This window comes from Enterococcus sp. AZ129 (genome assembly GCF_051714505.1).
Lineage (GTDB): Bacteria > Bacillota > Bacilli > Lactobacillales > Enterococcaceae > Enterococcus > Enterococcus faecalis.
Genome location: NZ_JBIORY010000001.1, coordinates 1,876,258 through 1,891,475, shown reverse-complemented (window position 1 = coordinate 1,891,475; position 15,218 = coordinate 1,876,258). Strand labels below are relative to the sequence as shown.

General features: G+C 35.9%; 15 protein-coding genes. 14 read left to right on the top strand and 1 reads right to left on the bottom strand.

Going from position 1 to position 15,218, the window contains the following annotated elements:
- The first annotated feature begins 89 nt into the window (after positions 1-89).
- The 11 genes from IGJ90_RS09350 to IGJ90_RS09300 all read left to right on the top strand — a co-directional run bounded on the left by IGJ90_RS09350 (position 90) and on the right by IGJ90_RS09300 (position 9,423).
- Entirely contained in the window at positions 90-1,226 is a 1,137-nt protein-coding gene (locus tag IGJ90_RS09350) for an MraY family glycosyltransferase (RefSeq protein WP_002366956.1), read from the top strand.
- A gap of 121 nt (positions 1,227-1,347) precedes the next feature.
- Positions 1,348-2,136, top strand: a complete 789-nt coding sequence (locus IGJ90_RS09345) for a glycosyltransferase family 2 protein (RefSeq protein WP_002366955.1) — start codon at positions 1,348-1,350, stop codon at positions 2,134-2,136.
- Positions 2,136-2,963: a glycosyltransferase gene (locus IGJ90_RS09340; RefSeq protein WP_002366954.1), complete on the top strand. Its 828-nt coding sequence runs from the start codon at positions 2,136-2,138 to the stop codon at positions 2,961-2,963. Before IGJ90_RS09345 ends, IGJ90_RS09340 begins: the two co-directional genes overlap by 1 nt.
- A gap of 3 nt (positions 2,964-2,966) precedes the next feature.
- Positions 2,967-3,680, top strand: coding sequence for a glycosyltransferase family 2 protein (locus IGJ90_RS09335; RefSeq protein ID WP_002366953.1), 714 nt, complete (start codon positions 2,967-2,969; stop codon positions 3,678-3,680).
- Positions 3,681-3,801: 121 nt separating this feature from the next.
- Positions 3,802-4,668 (top strand): glucose-1-phosphate thymidylyltransferase RfbA, encoded by an 867-nt coding sequence (rfbA, locus tag IGJ90_RS09330; RefSeq protein ID WP_002364387.1) that lies wholly within the window; start codon positions 3,802-3,804, stop codon positions 4,666-4,668.
- Between the two features lie 12 nt (positions 4,669-4,680).
- Positions 4,681-5,253, top strand: coding sequence for a dTDP-4-dehydrorhamnose 3,5-epimerase (rfbC, locus tag IGJ90_RS09325; protein WP_002356893.1), 573 nt, complete (start codon positions 4,681-4,683; stop codon positions 5,251-5,253).
- 24 nt (positions 5,254-5,277) lie between these two features.
- Positions 5,278-6,306, top strand: a complete 1,029-nt coding sequence (gene rfbB, locus IGJ90_RS09320; protein WP_002359895.1) for a dTDP-glucose 4,6-dehydratase — start codon at positions 5,278-5,280, stop codon at positions 6,304-6,306.
- Between the two features lie 92 nt (positions 6,307-6,398).
- Positions 6,399-7,241: a dTDP-4-dehydrorhamnose reductase gene (gene rfbD, locus IGJ90_RS09315; RefSeq protein WP_002356895.1), complete on the top strand. Its 843-nt coding sequence runs from the start codon at positions 6,399-6,401 to the stop codon at positions 7,239-7,241.
- Positions 7,242-7,299: 58 nt separating this feature from the next.
- Entirely contained in the window at positions 7,300-8,025 is a 726-nt protein-coding gene (locus IGJ90_RS09310; RefSeq protein WP_002366952.1) for a glycosyltransferase family 2 protein, read from the top strand.
- The gene (locus IGJ90_RS09305; RefSeq protein ID WP_002359899.1) at positions 8,025-8,390 is read left to right on the top strand and encodes a DUF2304 domain-containing protein; all 366 of its coding nucleotides are present in this window, start codon (positions 8,025-8,027) and stop codon (positions 8,388-8,390) included. The genes IGJ90_RS09310 and IGJ90_RS09305 overlap by 1 nt, the downstream gene beginning before the upstream one ends.
- The gene (locus tag IGJ90_RS09300) at positions 8,383-9,423 is read left to right on the top strand and encodes an acyltransferase family protein (protein WP_002366951.1); all 1,041 of its coding nucleotides are present in this window, start codon (positions 8,383-8,385) and stop codon (positions 9,421-9,423) included. Before IGJ90_RS09305 ends, IGJ90_RS09300 begins: the two co-directional genes overlap by 8 nt.
- A gap of 46 nt (positions 9,424-9,469) precedes the next feature.
- On the opposite strand, the gene IGJ90_RS09295 is transcribed toward IGJ90_RS09300, so the two are convergent.
- On the bottom strand, positions 9,470-9,889 hold the full coding sequence (locus IGJ90_RS09295; protein WP_434102445.1) for an EamA family transporter: 420 nt from the start codon (positions 9,887-9,889) through the stop codon (positions 9,470-9,472).
- A 169-nt stretch (positions 9,890-10,058) separates the two neighbouring features.
- Between IGJ90_RS09295 and IGJ90_RS09290 the strand changes: the two genes are divergently transcribed.
- From IGJ90_RS09290 to IGJ90_RS09280, 3 genes are read left to right on the top strand one after another with little or no spacing between them, the layout of a single operon-like run.
- Positions 10,059-10,853, top strand: coding sequence for an ABC transporter permease (locus IGJ90_RS09290; RefSeq protein WP_002356900.1), 795 nt, complete (start codon positions 10,059-10,061; stop codon positions 10,851-10,853).
- Between the two features lie 12 nt (positions 10,854-10,865).
- Positions 10,866-12,083: an ABC transporter ATP-binding protein gene (locus IGJ90_RS09285; RefSeq protein WP_002356901.1), complete on the top strand. Its 1,218-nt coding sequence runs from the start codon at positions 10,866-10,868 to the stop codon at positions 12,081-12,083.
- The gene (locus IGJ90_RS09280) at positions 12,073-15,216 is read left to right on the top strand and encodes a glycosyltransferase (protein WP_438768022.1); all 3,144 of its coding nucleotides are present in this window, start codon (positions 12,073-12,075) and stop codon (positions 15,214-15,216) included. Before IGJ90_RS09285 ends, IGJ90_RS09280 begins: the two co-directional genes overlap by 11 nt.
- The last annotated feature ends 2 nt before the right edge of the window (positions 15,217-15,218 follow it).

Sequence of the window (15,218 nt, the reverse complement as noted above, 5' to 3'; positions counted from 1 at the left end):
TAAACCGTTGCCAGAACACATGTTTCAGCTTGTAAATGCTTCAGTTTACGGTATAATATACCCTGAACGAGAAGAAAGTGGGTTCGACTATGTCACTATTTATTTATGAAGTTTTAATACGTTTATTTATGACATTTATCTTATCTTTGCTATTAACACCACTTGTTAAGCTTCTAGCGTTTCGGATTGGCGCCTACGATGCACCAGGAGAGCGACGAATCAATACCAAAAATATGCCTACAGCAGGAGGACTTGCAATCTACATTGCTTTTGCTAGTTCATGTTTATTGATTTTTCGTTCGATTATCCCACAAGATTATATTTGGCCGATTATTTTGGCTGGTGGAATGGTTGTTTTGACAGGCCTCATTGATGATATTAAAGAGATTACTCCAATGAAAAAAACAATCGGTATTTTGTTAGCAGCATTAGTTATTTATTTTGTTGCTGGAATTCGGATAGATTTTGTGACGTTGCCAGTTGTTGGAATGATTGATTTGCGCTGGTTTAGTTTACCACTAACTTTATTGTGGATTTTAGCGATTACGAATGCAGTAAATTTAATTGATGGTTTGGATGGTTTAGCATCAGGCGTATCCATTATTGGATTAACCACGATTGGTATTACAGGGTATTTTTTCCTACATGCTAAAACGGTCTATATCCCAATTGTTATTTTTATTTTAGTTGCGAGCATTGCGGGATTTTTCCCATACAATTTTTATCCGGCTAAAATATTTCTAGGAGATACCGGGGCGTTATTCCTCGGGTTTATGATTGCAGTAATGTCGTTACAGGGCTTGAAAAATGCTACGTTTATTACGGTAATTACGCCAATGGTGATTTTAGGTGTGCCAATTACGGATACGGTTTATGCAATTATTCGACGGCTATTGAACAAGAAGCCCATTTCCTCAGCAGATAAAATGCATTTGCATCACCGCTTGTTATCTTTAGGTTTTACCCATAAAGGGGCGGTCATGACTATTTATGCATTAGCGTTAGTTTTTTCCTTTGTCTCTTTATTGTTCAGCTATTCAAGTACAGTAGCATCAATTTTATTAATTGTCTTTTGTTTAATTGGCTTAGAACTATTCATTGAACTAATCGGTCTAGTTGGCGAAGGACATCAACCGTTGATGTATTTGTTACGGATTTTAGGGAATCGTGAATATCGTCAGGAGCAAATGAAAAAGCGACTTGGCAAGCATTCTAAGAGAAAGTAAAGAAATCTTTAGGTTGCTTTGCGAGAGCGTAAACCTATGATATAATTCCATTAAACTTAAAAAAGTATATGTGTGAAACATATGCTTTTTTTTTAAGACGATGTTTCAGTAGTAAGGAGAAATGAGCATGCAAGAAATGGTAACAATCTCGATTGTCACTTATAATAGTCGTTACATTTTTAATGTACTAGACCAATTAAAAGCCGAACTAGGTACTGATAGTATCTATGATATTCATATCTATGACAATCATTCTGAAACAGCGTATCTTGAAAAATTAACAACATATGAACCATTTATTACTATCCATCGCGCTGAAGAAAATCAAGGGTTTGGTCATGGTCATAATCAAGTGTTATTCAATGTTTCGACAAAGTATGCAATTATTTTTAATCCCGATGTTTTGGTTACTAAAGACGTGCTTGATCGTCTATTAGACCGTATCAAAATAGATAAGAACATTGCAGTCGTTAGCCCTAAAGTGTTAAATGAAGATGGCACGACGCAATATTTAGTTCGTCAAAAATTAGATGTCTTCGATTATATGTTACGTTTTATTCCCTTTCAATTTGTAAAGAAAATTTTTGATAAACGTTTGAGTATTTATGAATGTCGCGATTTGTCGGATACAGAAACAACGGATATTAAAATGGGCTCAGGCTGTTTTATGTTGATTGATCGTGAGAAATTCGTTGAAATTGGTGGGTTCGATGAACGTTTCTTCATGTACTTTGAAGACAACGATTTATGTTTACGTTTTGGCAAAGCAGGCTATCGGATTCTCTATACGCCTTTTGAAACGGTTGTTCACATGTATGAAAAGGGCGCCCATAAAAGTCGTAAATTGTTTAAAATCTTTATGCAATCAATGGGGAAATTTTTTAACAAATGGGGCTGGAGGTTCTTTTAATGAGTCAAAGATTAGCGGTAGTCATCGTCTTATATCAAATGAAAATGGCTGATACGCCGAATTATTTGTTATTAAAAGAAGTGGTAGATCACACCGAATTGCACTTATTTATTTATGACAACAGCCCACTTCCTCAAGAAGATGCATTATTTTTACAACAAAATGTTACTTATCGACATAATCCTGATAATCCAGGCCTAGCGACCGCTTATAATGAAGCGATTGCTTTTAGTCAAACGAATCAATGTGAATTATTGTTGCTCCTTGACCAAGACACAGAAGTGCCAGCCTCTTATTTTGATACGTTGATCATCATGCCGTTAGATCCGACTGTGGCAGTCTATGTTCCAATTGTAGAAGCAAATGGACAACAAATTTCGCCAGTATATAGTGATCAATATGTTGGACTTAAAGGAGCAAAGCCAACAGCAGGGATAGCCAACCAACCGTTGATGGCTATCAATTCTGGTACAGTCATTACGGCAGAAACACTGCGCTGGTTGGAAGAATTTTCGGAAGAATTTCCTTTGGACTATTTAGACCATTGGTTCTTTTATCAATTAAATCAAGCCAATAAAAAGATTGAAGTCTTACCAATCCACCTAAAACAAGAATTGTCTGTTTTAGATTATCGTACAATGAGTCCTCAACGTTATCGCTCTATTATTGAAGCAGAAACGTTATTTTATCGTCGATATGATCAAGAAAAGTTTTCCCATCATCGACGCCATTTATTTTTACGCAGTAGTAAGCAATTTTTAACTGTCAAAAATCGCCAAATTTGGCGGCAAACATTGGCAGAATTTCTCAAGTTAATGAAAGGATAATCTATGATCTCAGTTTGTATTGCGACATATAATGGAGAAAAATATCTCGCGGAACAATTAGATAGTATTCTTTTACAAGTCAGTGAAGAAGATGAACTAATTATTTCAGATGATGGTTCTACTGATCATACGTTGGAAATTTTGAGAACGTATGCAGCGAATTATCCCCAAATTCAATTGTTACAAGGTCCAGGACAAGGAGTGATTGCTAATTTTGCATTTGCGCTTACGCATACGAAAGGCGAAGTGATATTTTTAGCAGATCAAGATGATGTTTGGTTGCCAAATAAAGTAACGACGGTGACAGAATATTTTGAAACGCACCCTGACATCCAAGTGGTTATTAGTGACTTGAAAATTGTTGATGCGGATTTACAAGTTACCAATCCCTCTTATTTTAAGTTTCGAAAAGTCAAACCAGGGTTTTGGCGAAATGCGATAAAAAGTGGCTATATTGGGGCAGGTATGGCCTTTCGTCAAGAGATGAAAAACGTCATTTTACCCATTCCGCCAGAAGTTCCTATGCATGATATGTGGATTGGCTTATTAGCTGCACGGAAAAAGCAAACGGGTTTCATTAAAGAACCATTAGTGCTTTACCGAAGACATGGAGCGAATGTCAGCCCTATTATTACCAAAACAAGTTTCCAACAAAAATTAAATTGGCGTGTGAATTTATTAAAAGCTTTACATCAGCGTTTAAAGGAACAACGCTAAACTTTTACAGATTTGTAAAATTTACGTAAAAAACATGACAAACCCTATGCTTAATGCGATAATAGGGAAGGATATTTGGTTTTATAGAAACTAAAAATAGAAGTATTTAAGGAGATTGTTCATGAAAGGAATTATTTTAGCAGGCGGAAGCGGGACACGCTTATATCCGCTAACAAAAGCAACATCAAAACAATTAATGCCAATTTACGACAAACCAATGATTTATTACCCAATGTCAACGTTAATGTTGGCGGGAATTAATGAAATTTTGATTATCTCTACACCAGAAGATACACCACGTTTTGAAAGCTTATTCGGCGATGGCCATGATTTAGGCATTCATATCGAATACGCGGTACAAGAAAGCCCAGATGGTTTGGCGCAAGCATTTATTATTGGTGAAGAATTTATTGGTGATGACAGTGTCTGCTTAGTTTTAGGGGACAATATTTATTATGGTGGCGGCTTATCAAAAATGTTGCAACGAGCGGCTTCTAAAGAGTCAGGGGCAACAGTCTTTGGTTACCATGTAAATGATCCAGAGCGTTTCGGCGTGGTAGAATTTGATGAAGAGATGCGGGCGCTTTCTATTGAAGAAAAACCAGCACAACCGAAGTCAAATTACGCAGTGACAGGTTTGTATTTTTACGACAATGAAGTGGTTGAAATTGCAAAAGGAATCAAACCGTCAGAACGTGGGGAATTAGAAATAACAGACGTTAATAAAGTCTACCTTGAAAAAAATAAACTTTCTGTTGAGGTAATGGGCCGTGGCTTTGCTTGGTTAGATACAGGCACACACGAATCCTTATTAGAAGCGTCAACATTTATTGAAACAATTGAAAAACGTCAAAATTTAAAAGTCGCTTGTTTGGAAGAAATTGCTTATCGAATGGGCTATATTACAAAAGAACAATTGGTAGAATTGGCACAACCATTGAAGAAAAATGGCTACGGCCAATACTTGCTACGTTTAGCAGCAGAATAGGAGCGAAGAAACGTGAAAGTTATTGATACAAAATTACAAGATGTCAAAATTATCGAAATGGATGTTTTCGGTGATCATCGTGGCTTTTTTACAGAAAGTTATTCCAAAGCTAAATTTGCAGAACATGGATTAGACTTTGACTTTGTCCAAGATAATCATTCATTATCAACAGAAGCAGGTGTCTTGCGTGGATTGCATTTTCAAAAAGGCGAAGCTGCGCAAACAAAACTAATTCGTGTTGTAACAGGTGCGGTATTAGATGTGATTGTTGATATTCGTAAAGGGAGTCCAACCTATGGCCAATGGGAAGGCTACATTTTATCAGAACATAATCACCGTCAGCTTTTAGTACCAAAAGGTTTTGCCCATGGTTTTGTCACTTTGACACCGAACGTGAACTTTATGTACAAGTGTGACAATTACTACAATGCGGCAGCAGACGGCGGTATTGCTTTTAACGATCCAGCGTTAGCTATTGATTGGCCAATTGCGCCAGAAAAAGCGATTACGTCAGAAAAGGATCAAAAACATCCAACCTTAAAAGAATTTGAAGCGGAAAATCCGTTTATCTATGGCGAAATTTAAGAAAAAAGTAGGAGAGTTTCAATTATGAAAAAAATCATCGTAACAGGTGGAGCTGGTTTTATCGGCTCAAATTTTGTTCATTATGTTGTAAAGAATCATCCAGAAGTTCATGTAACTGTATTAGATAAATTAACGTATGCAGGAAATGAAAAAAATCTTGAAGGTCTACCAAGTGATCGTGTGGAATTAGTCGTAGGAGATATCGCTGATGCTGAATTAGTTAATCGTTTAGTCGCTGAAACAGATGCGGTCGTTCACTATGCTGCTGAATCGCATAACGACAACTCATTAAACGACCCATTCCCATTTGTACAAACCAATCTGATTGGGACGTACACATTGATCGAAGCTTGCCGTAAAAACAATGTTCGTTACCACCATGTATCGACTGATGAAGTTTATGGCGATTTACCTTTAAGAGAAGATTTACCAGGACATGGAGAAGGCGAAGGGGAAAAATTCACTGCCGAAACGCCTTACAATCCTTCAAGTCCTTATTCTTCAACAAAAGCAGGATCTGACTTGTTAGTCAAAGCGTGGGTTCGTTCTTTCAACTTACAAGCAACAATTTCAAATTGTTCAAATAACTATGGGCCATATCAACATATTGAAAAATTTATTCCTCGTCAAATTACCAATGTCTTAAGCGGCATTACACCAAAACTTTATGGTGCTGGTAAAAATGTTCGTGACTGGATTCATACAAACGACCATTCTTCGGCTGTTTGGGCAATTTTAACAAAAGGGCAAATTGGCGAAACATATTTAATCGGAGCCGATGGTGAAGAAGACAATAAAACAGTGATGGAATTAATTTTAGAATTAATGGGACAACCTGTTGATGCCTATGAGCATGTCAACGATCGTGCAGGACATGACTTACGTTATGCGATTGACTCAACCAGATTACGCGAAGAATTAGGTTGGGAACCAGAATTCACGAATTTCCGTGAAGGCTTGGCAGAAACAATCAAGTGGTATACAGAAAATGAAGACTGGTGGCGTGCAGATAAAGAAGCTGTTGAAGCAAAATATGCACAAAATGGTCAGTAATTTTTTCTGACATGTGAGATAACAGTCGAAAGGCGATGGCAAAGTACAAAAGCTACTTTGCCCTGCCTTTTTTTCAAGAAGGAGCGAAAAAAATGATTTTAATTACTGGTGGAAATGGCCAATTGGGCACAGAATTACGTCACCTATTAGACGAACAAGGAATTGAGTATGTTTCAACGGATTCCACAGAATTAGATATTACTGATGCGGATAGTACGTTGGCAAAAGTGAAAGAAATTCAACCAAGCGTCATTTATCATTGTGCTGCTTATACAGCTGTTGATAAAGCAGAAGATGAAGGCAAGGAATTAGATGAAAAAGTGAATGTAGACGGCACACGTCATGTTGCAGAAGCTGCTAAAGCAGTGGGGGCGACACTTGTTTACGTAAGTACAGATTATATTTTTGATGGAACTAAAAAAGAAGGCGTCTATGCGATTGATGATCAACCGAATCCTTTAAATGAGTATGGTCGGACGAAGTTATTAGGTGAACAAGCGGTCCAAGAAATCCTGGACGACTATTATATTATTCGAACATCATGGGTATTTGGTCAATACGGTCATAACTTTGTCTTTACCATGCAAAAATTAGCGGAAACAAGAGACCAACTAACGGTAGTGGACGATCAGTTTGGCCGCCCAACTTGGACAAGAACGTTAGCCGAATTTATGGCATTTGTTATTGCAGAAAAAGCGCCATTTGGTGTTTATCATTTGTCTAATGAAAACAGCTGTAGCTGGTATCAGTTTGCTAAAGAAATTTTAAAAGATACTGAAGTGGAAGTATTGCCAGTGGATTCAACTCAATTTCCACAAAAGGCGCAAAGACCACAATATTCTGTCATGGATTTAAGTAAAACAGAAGCGTTAGGCTTTAAAATTCCTACTTGGCAAGAAGCCTTAGCACAAATGTTAGAAAATGTTCAACAATAAATTGTTTTGTGTAAGTGAGGGGTTTTGTTAGAGAAAAAGTGGAAAGGTGTTTCTCTTTATGAAGGTACTTTTAATCATTCCTGCTTACAATGAGGAAGAAAACATTTTGCGGACGATTGCTTCCATTGAAACATTTAAACAGGAAGTTACGCATTTTCAACATGAATTGGATTATGTGGTAATTAATGATGGCTCGACAGATGGAACCAAACAAATTTTAGAAGCCAACCAAATTAATGCCATTCATTTAGTGTTGAATTTAGGTATTGGCGGGGCGGTACAGACCGGCTATAAATATGCCTTAGAAAATGAGTATGATGTTGCGGTTCAGTTTGATGGTGATGGTCAACATGATATCAATAGTTTACCTATTTTACTGGAACCATTAGCAGAGGGTAAATGTGATTTTTCGATTGGCTCTCGTTTCATTCCTGGAAACGAAGCGGCTTTTCAAAGTACGAAAATGCGCCGTTTTGGTATTCGTTTGTTATCCTTTTGTATTCGAATGGCTTCTGGTAAAACAATTTATGATGTGACTTCTGGTTATCGAGCGGGAAATCGGAAAGTGATTGCTTTTTTTGCAAAGCGTTATCCGACAAATTATCCTGAGCCAGAATCGATTGTTCACTTAATTAAAAAACGTTTTGTGATTGTTGAAAGACCTGTCAATATGATGGAACGGCTTGGTGGTGTTTCTTCGATTCGTGCATTGGCTTCTGTGAAGTATATGCTGGAAGTCGGCTCAGCAATTCTGATTGCTGCCTTTATGAAGGAGGGAGATTAATGCTACCAACCGTGTTGTGGCTAGCTTTATTTTTATTTGCAATTGGCTTTTTCTTATACATTATTCGAGGAATTAATAAAAATATTTTTCTCCTAAAAAATGCTTTGATTTGGTTATTAATCTCAATTGTCTTAATTATTTTTGCTATTTTCCCGCATGTGGCAGAATGGTTAGCAATGGCCTTTGGGTTTGAAACAACATCAAACTTCTTATTATCAGCTGCGGTGATTGTCCTTTTAATCATGGAAATTAAAAATTCTGTGTTGATTTCAAAACACGAAAATCGCATTAAAACATTATTGCAAGAATTATCTATCATGAAATCTGAAGAAAAATGGGAGAATAGAGAGGGGAAAAATGACTAAAAACAATAATGATGTATTGGATGCCTTCAAATTTATTGCTGCATTAAGTGTAGTTGGAATTCATACCTTTCCCTCTAAATCTATTTTGGGTAGTGATTTGAAAATATTAGCCCGCTTTTCTGTTCCGTTTTTTTTCATAGTATCTGGATATTTTTTGTTTAAAAAAATTTCTTTTAGAGAAAAAGAAAAAGATAAAAAAATACTATTCAATTATATAAAAAGAATCTTAAAAGTATATCTTTCGTGGTTGATCTTTTACATTCCCTTCTTTATCGTATCTATTATGAATTTTGTTAAAGGGGAAATGGATTTAAGAGGAAAAATATCATTTATACTGAGCATATTATTAGGCTATGTCCCCAGAATAGGTGTTTCTTGGTATTTAATCGCATTAGTAATGAGTGTATTTATTATTTATTACATCCGAAGTTATTTTGGTGAGAAAGTATTATTAACAATTGGAATTGTTAGCTTTCTGATAGGAGTATTTACTTCTACTTATGGTAAGTGGTACTTTGACATTGAATGGATTAAACAAGTGCCTTTTTATGGTTCTATATCTTTTTCGATGATTTCTACGATTTGTTATGTGATTATAGGCTATTTTTTAGCAAACTATGTATTTGAAAAGCCTTTAAATAATTTATTCTTAGTTTTAGGTATTGTTATTTTTTCTTATGTAGGACTAAAGGAAGTGAAATTTGCGCAACAATTAGGTGTTTTTTATGATGCACAAAACTATTTTACGTTACCAATAGTTGCTGTGTTAGTGGTTATTTTAAGTTTTAATTTAGAAAATATACGTATTCCTGGAAGTGACTTTTTAAGAAAATCTAGTATTATTATTTATTTAGCGCAAAATCCGATAAAATATTTACTATTTTATGCAGCTAGTCAATTAGGGATTCAAAAGTTAACGTACGATAACTTTAAAACATATGTTGTACAAGTTTTTTTGTTAATTGTTTTTAGTTATATTATCATTAAATTAAGTGAACTGAGACAGTTTTATTGGCTTAAAAATCTATATTAAATAAAACAACAAAGACCTTAAGTTGGAGTTTAAGGTCTTTGTTGTTTTATTTAAGATTCATAATCACAATGCCGACAATAATAACCACAGCACCAATAAGGGCATTCGTTGTGATCGTCTCTTTTAGAATCAGATTTGAAGCGATTAAAATAGCAATGTTTGTACAGGCAACGCCTAAAGGAACAATGTAAGAAACATCGGAACGACTAATAATTAACATCCATAAAATAAAACTAATTAAATAACAAAATAAACCTAATAAAGAAATAAGTGAGATATTCATTGAAAAGATTGTTTGTTGGAGTTGGATGTTCAAACTGCTAGAACCTAGTTTAAATAAGACCAGACCAGCAGAAGACAGAAATACGTAAATAATAAAAAGAACCATAATTTCCCTTCTCTCAAAAATAATTTCCGTGCAAAAAAATGCAAGACCTCCATTATTGTAGCATAATCTCCTAAAAATTGGACAAGATTTTTTAATATAGCGAAATCAGTTAAATTTTTCTTTATAAAAAGGGGTCTACTATTGAAAAGCTAGGCGTTTATCGATAAAATAGAAATGTTGTTTAAAATGGCATTTTTGTATCCAAAAATTTTAGATAAAAATAGTTTATTACGGAAGGAATAAGTATATGTTTAAAGAAACATTTTCAATTTTCAAGAATATTTTTCAGAACAAAAAATTGTTATTACAATTTTCATTTAATGATTTTAAGGCCAAGTATGCTGGTTCAGCACTAGGAATTGTCTGGGCGTTTTTAACGCCATTAGTAACTGTTTTGACGTATTGGTTTGTCTTTTCTGTAGGCCTTCGTTCTAGAGCTGGCGACAATATGCCATTCATTGTCTATTTAGTAACAGGGATGGTACCTTGGTTCTTCTTTTCAGATTCGTTATTATCAGCCACGAATGTGTTTCGTGAATATAGTTATTTAGTTAAAAAAGTCGTGTTTAATGTACAAATTTTACCAACGTCTAAAATTTTATCGAACTTGTACACCCACTTGTTTTTCATTCTAATTGGTTTTGTAATTACTACAGCTAACGGTTATTACCCAAGTCTGTACAGTTTGCAATTAATTTACTACTTAGCTTGTTTATTAGTCTTTTTAACAGCAATTACGTGGATTACTGCTTCAACACAACCATTTTTACCTGATATTATGCAATTTATCAATATCATTATGCAAACAGTTATGTGGACATTGCCAATTTTATGGCAACCAACTGGAATGATTGCGACAATCTTAAAAATCAATCCATTATATTATATTGTTCAAGGATACCGCGAATCTTATTTAGGCGGTGCATGGTTCTGGGAACATTGGCAATATAGCTTATATTTCTGGGGAGTTACTATTGTTTTACTATTAATTGGCTCAACCGTGTTTAGACGCTTAAAACCACATTTTTCAGATGTACTATAAGGAGAGAACGACATGTCAGAATATGCAATCGATATCCAACATATTACCAAAACATACAACATGTATAAAAAGCCGTCCGATCGGTTTAAAGAAGCGCTTAGTCCAACCAAAAAATCCTACCACGATTTGTTTTATGCGTTAGACGATGTCACGATGCAAATTAAAAAAGGCGAGATGATTGGCTTTGTCGGCGAAAATGGTTCTGGAAAATCAACCATGTTAAAAATTATTACAGGAGTACTAACACCAACCTCCGGGTCCATGGTGATTAATGGGAAAATTTCAGCGTTGCTTGAATTAGGTTCAGGTTTTAACCCTGAATATTCAGGATATGAAAATATTTTCTTAAATGGAATGGTCTTGGGTTTTTCCCGAGAAGAGATGGAAGAGCGTGTCCAAGATGTCATTGATTTTGCTGACATCGGCGATCATTTGTATCAACCAGTTAAAACGTACTCTAGTGGTATGTTTGTCCGCTTGGCTTTTGCGGTAGCTATTAACGTGGACCCAGATATTTTAATTGTCGATGAAGCGTTGGCTGTCGGGGATTTAGAGTTTCAATTAAAATGTATGGAAAAATTTACGGAAATTAAAAATTCTGGTAAAACAATTTTATTTGTTTCTCACGATGTAAACTCCATCCGCCGTTTTTGTGATAGAACTTTTTGGTTGCAACACGGGAAAGTCGTTGAATATGGAGATACGATGGACGTGACGACCAACTACGAAAACTTTTTGAAAAAGAAATCAATTAAAACGGTTGACCGCGAAGCGACCATGAAAGATGAAACCCCAACACCAGATATTATTGAAGTGGATCATGCGGAACTTTTAAATGCGGATTATGAACCATTAGAAATGGTAACGCAAGATGAAAAAGTTATTGTAAAAATTGAATATACTGTCAAAAATGACCAAATTAAGAAGCCTGTTTGTGGGGTCGCTATTCGAACAGTGGACAACCATTATGTCTGTGGCTTAAATACGTTATTAGATGGTGTGCAAATTCCTTGGAAAAAAGGACGGAATGTTTTTTATTTAGAATATGAAAAAATGTCATTATTAACAGGTGAATATTATTTTGATATTGCTTTCTTTGAGGAACATGCAACAGTCCCATTAGTCTACAAAACAAAATACGTGACGATGTTTATTACCGGTCGTTATGCCGGAGAAGGAATTGTCATCTTAGATCATAAATGGAAGGATACGACAAAAGATGAAGTATGATTTTGAAATGGAAACAGACGAGAGTACCAGTGTTGGGAAAATCGTAGCACAAATCAAAGAAAATAGTGATGTCTTGGAATTTGGTCCAGGTAATGGGCGAATGACTAGCTATTTGATGGAAGAAAAAAAGTGCCAGGTCTCAATTGTTGAATTAGACAAAGAACTTTATGATCATGTCAGTCAATTTTCAACAGATGCCTTTTATGGCAATATTGATGAAAATGATTGGGTCGAATACTTTGCTGGTAAGACGTTTGATTATATCGTTTTTGCAGATGTGTTGGAACATTTAATGAATCCTCAAAGCGCCTTAGCAAAAGTCAAACCGTTTTTAAAACCAGGCGGTCAAATCTTAATCACTTTCCCTAATTTGGCGCATAATTCTGTCTTAATTGATTTATTTAATAATCGTTTAACGTGGAATGAAACTGGGTTGTTGGATGCTACGCATAAATCATTCTATTTACAAGAAGGATTTGAAAAAGTTTTTGCAGAAGTTGGTTTATACATTGCCAAAGAAGATTTTACATTTAATCAAGTTGGCTACAACGAAATTCCTACGACGTATGAAGCGTTACCTGTAGAAGTACAAGCAGCTTTTAAAGCGCGTCCCTTTGGCGAAGTGTATCAGTACTTTTTTGCCTTGACTGCTGAACCAGTAGAACAGCCAGAGCGAGTGACACCAGTAAATTCATACAATGAAAAAAACGTTCATATTTTAATTAATTGCGGCGAAGAAAAAGAGACTGAGTTGGATCAACCAGTTGATTTACAAAAACCTGAAACAAAACAGTTCCAACTGAAGATACCAGAAGACGTCCAACTGATAAAATTATTCCCAAGTTTAACGGGGGCAATTATTAAATTATCCACGACGATAGACGGCGAGACAGTCCCAGTCGCAGCCACGAATGCTTTTCTGGTACAAGAGAATATCTATTATTTCTTAGATACGCAAGTCCCTGTAATCGAAGTAACCGATGCACAAATGGCAGGCAAAGACCTGACAGTAGACATTGATTATTTCTTTGAAGGCAACTATTCAGAACGTGAAAATACCTTTATTCATGCACTGTTAGATGAAAGAAATCAATTTTTAGAAGAAATGAATAAACAGACGGAGACTGCCCCTATGCCTACTGGAAAATATAAACGAATCACGTTAACTAAATTTGATAAAATGATTAATTTAACCATCGACGATATTGCTCGCGATGTAGAAAATAACGTTTCTGTTATCAGAGGGTGGGCGTATGACAAACAAACAAATTATCCGCTAAGATTCAGCATTGCAGAAGCTAGTGAATCAGTCACTTATACAGTGGAAACAGAATACCGTCGTGATGTTATTGATATGTTTGAATTAGAAGGCGATCAAGATTATGGTTTTGTCATTACGATTAAAGATCCAGAAGATTTACCAGCCTACACGTTAAACATTGACACCAAATCAGGCCAGAAGGTTCAATACGTGGTGGAGCGTCCAAACATGGTTCAACCAGGTACGAAATTTGATCGAGCATGGCGTTCGATTCAGACACGTGGTTTGATGGGCTCAGTGAAGTGGTACTTTAAACGACAAGAAAAACCAGAAGCCCCTGTTGACGTGGAGGCAGTTTTAGCGGAAATTAAAACGTTCCAATTCCAGCCTAAAATTTCTGTCGCTGTGCCTGTTTATAATGTCGAAGAAAAATGGCTTGCAGCATGTGTCTCTTCTTTACAAAATCAGTACTATGAAAATTGGGAGTTATGTTTAGCAGATGATGCATCGCCAAGCGAACATATTAAGCCCATGCTAGAAAAATATAAAGAACTAGATCAACGAATCAAAGTTATTTATCGCGAAGAAAACGGACATATTTCAGAAGCAACTAACTCAGCTTTGTCGATTGCTACTGGCGATTTTATTGGTTTCATGGATAACGATGATGAATTAGCGCCACAAGCATTATATGAAGTGGTCAAAGCTTTAAACACAGACCCAACGATTGATTTTCTTTATACTGATGAAGATAAAATTACAGAAAATGGTCGTCGCTTCAACGCGTTTTACAAATCGGACTGGAATCCAGAACTGATTTTAAATCATAATTACATTACACACTTTGTTGTTGTGAAACGTGATTTATTAGAAAAAGTAGGCGGATTGAACTCAGCATATAACGGCGCTCAAGACTATGATTTCGTATTGCGAGCAACGGAACAAGCAACGAAAATCAAGCACATTCCTGGTATGATGTATCATTGGCGTGCCATTGAATCATCGACTGCTCTAAACCCTGAAAGCAAAGGTTACGCCTATGTGGCTGGTCAAAAAGCGGTTCAAGCGGCGACGGAACGCCGTGGCTTAAAAGCACAAGTAGAGATTGCCGAATTTTATGGTTCCTATAAAATTAACTATCTTTATGATCATGTGCCGATGGTATCATTGATTATTACGAATGATACAGAGAATATGAGTAGCTACTTACGTCAATTATTAGAAAAAACTGCCTATACAAATTATGAAATTCTATTGCCTGCACGCTTCGAGAATCAAATAAATATCCAAAATGACCGTCTTCGTTATGTTTCAACAGAAACTCGTCATGGCATGATTCAAGCTGCTAAGGGAGAATATGTGGCTTTATTAAATGCTGGATTGGTACCAACGAAAAATGATTGGTTAAAAGAGTTAATGAACATTGGTCAACAAGAGACCTCTGGTTTAGTGACTGGCCGCGTAGTTGACGCACGCTATCGCGTGGAAACAGTGGGAGTATCAGTTGATACAGACAAAGGTCGATTACTTTATCCTGAAAAAGGCACCCCTGGTAAAAGCTTAGGTTACTATTACAGAATTGCTTTACCAAGAAATATTCAAGCAGCAACTGAAGACTGCTTACTATTCAACAAACAACTTTACCTAAATTTAGAAGGAATTAACGAAAGCTTAGGAAAAGAATGGATGGGTGTCGATTTATCGTTACAATTTGCTAGCGCTGGTAAACGAAATGTATATGTGTCCTATGCAATTTTGAAAGCAGACGAAAAAATGCAAAACCATGATAAAAAAGGATCTTATAAAGAACTTGCGGAAAAATGGACCGCGGAAGCTTTAGTTGATCCCTACCGAAATCCGAAACATCTATAAGG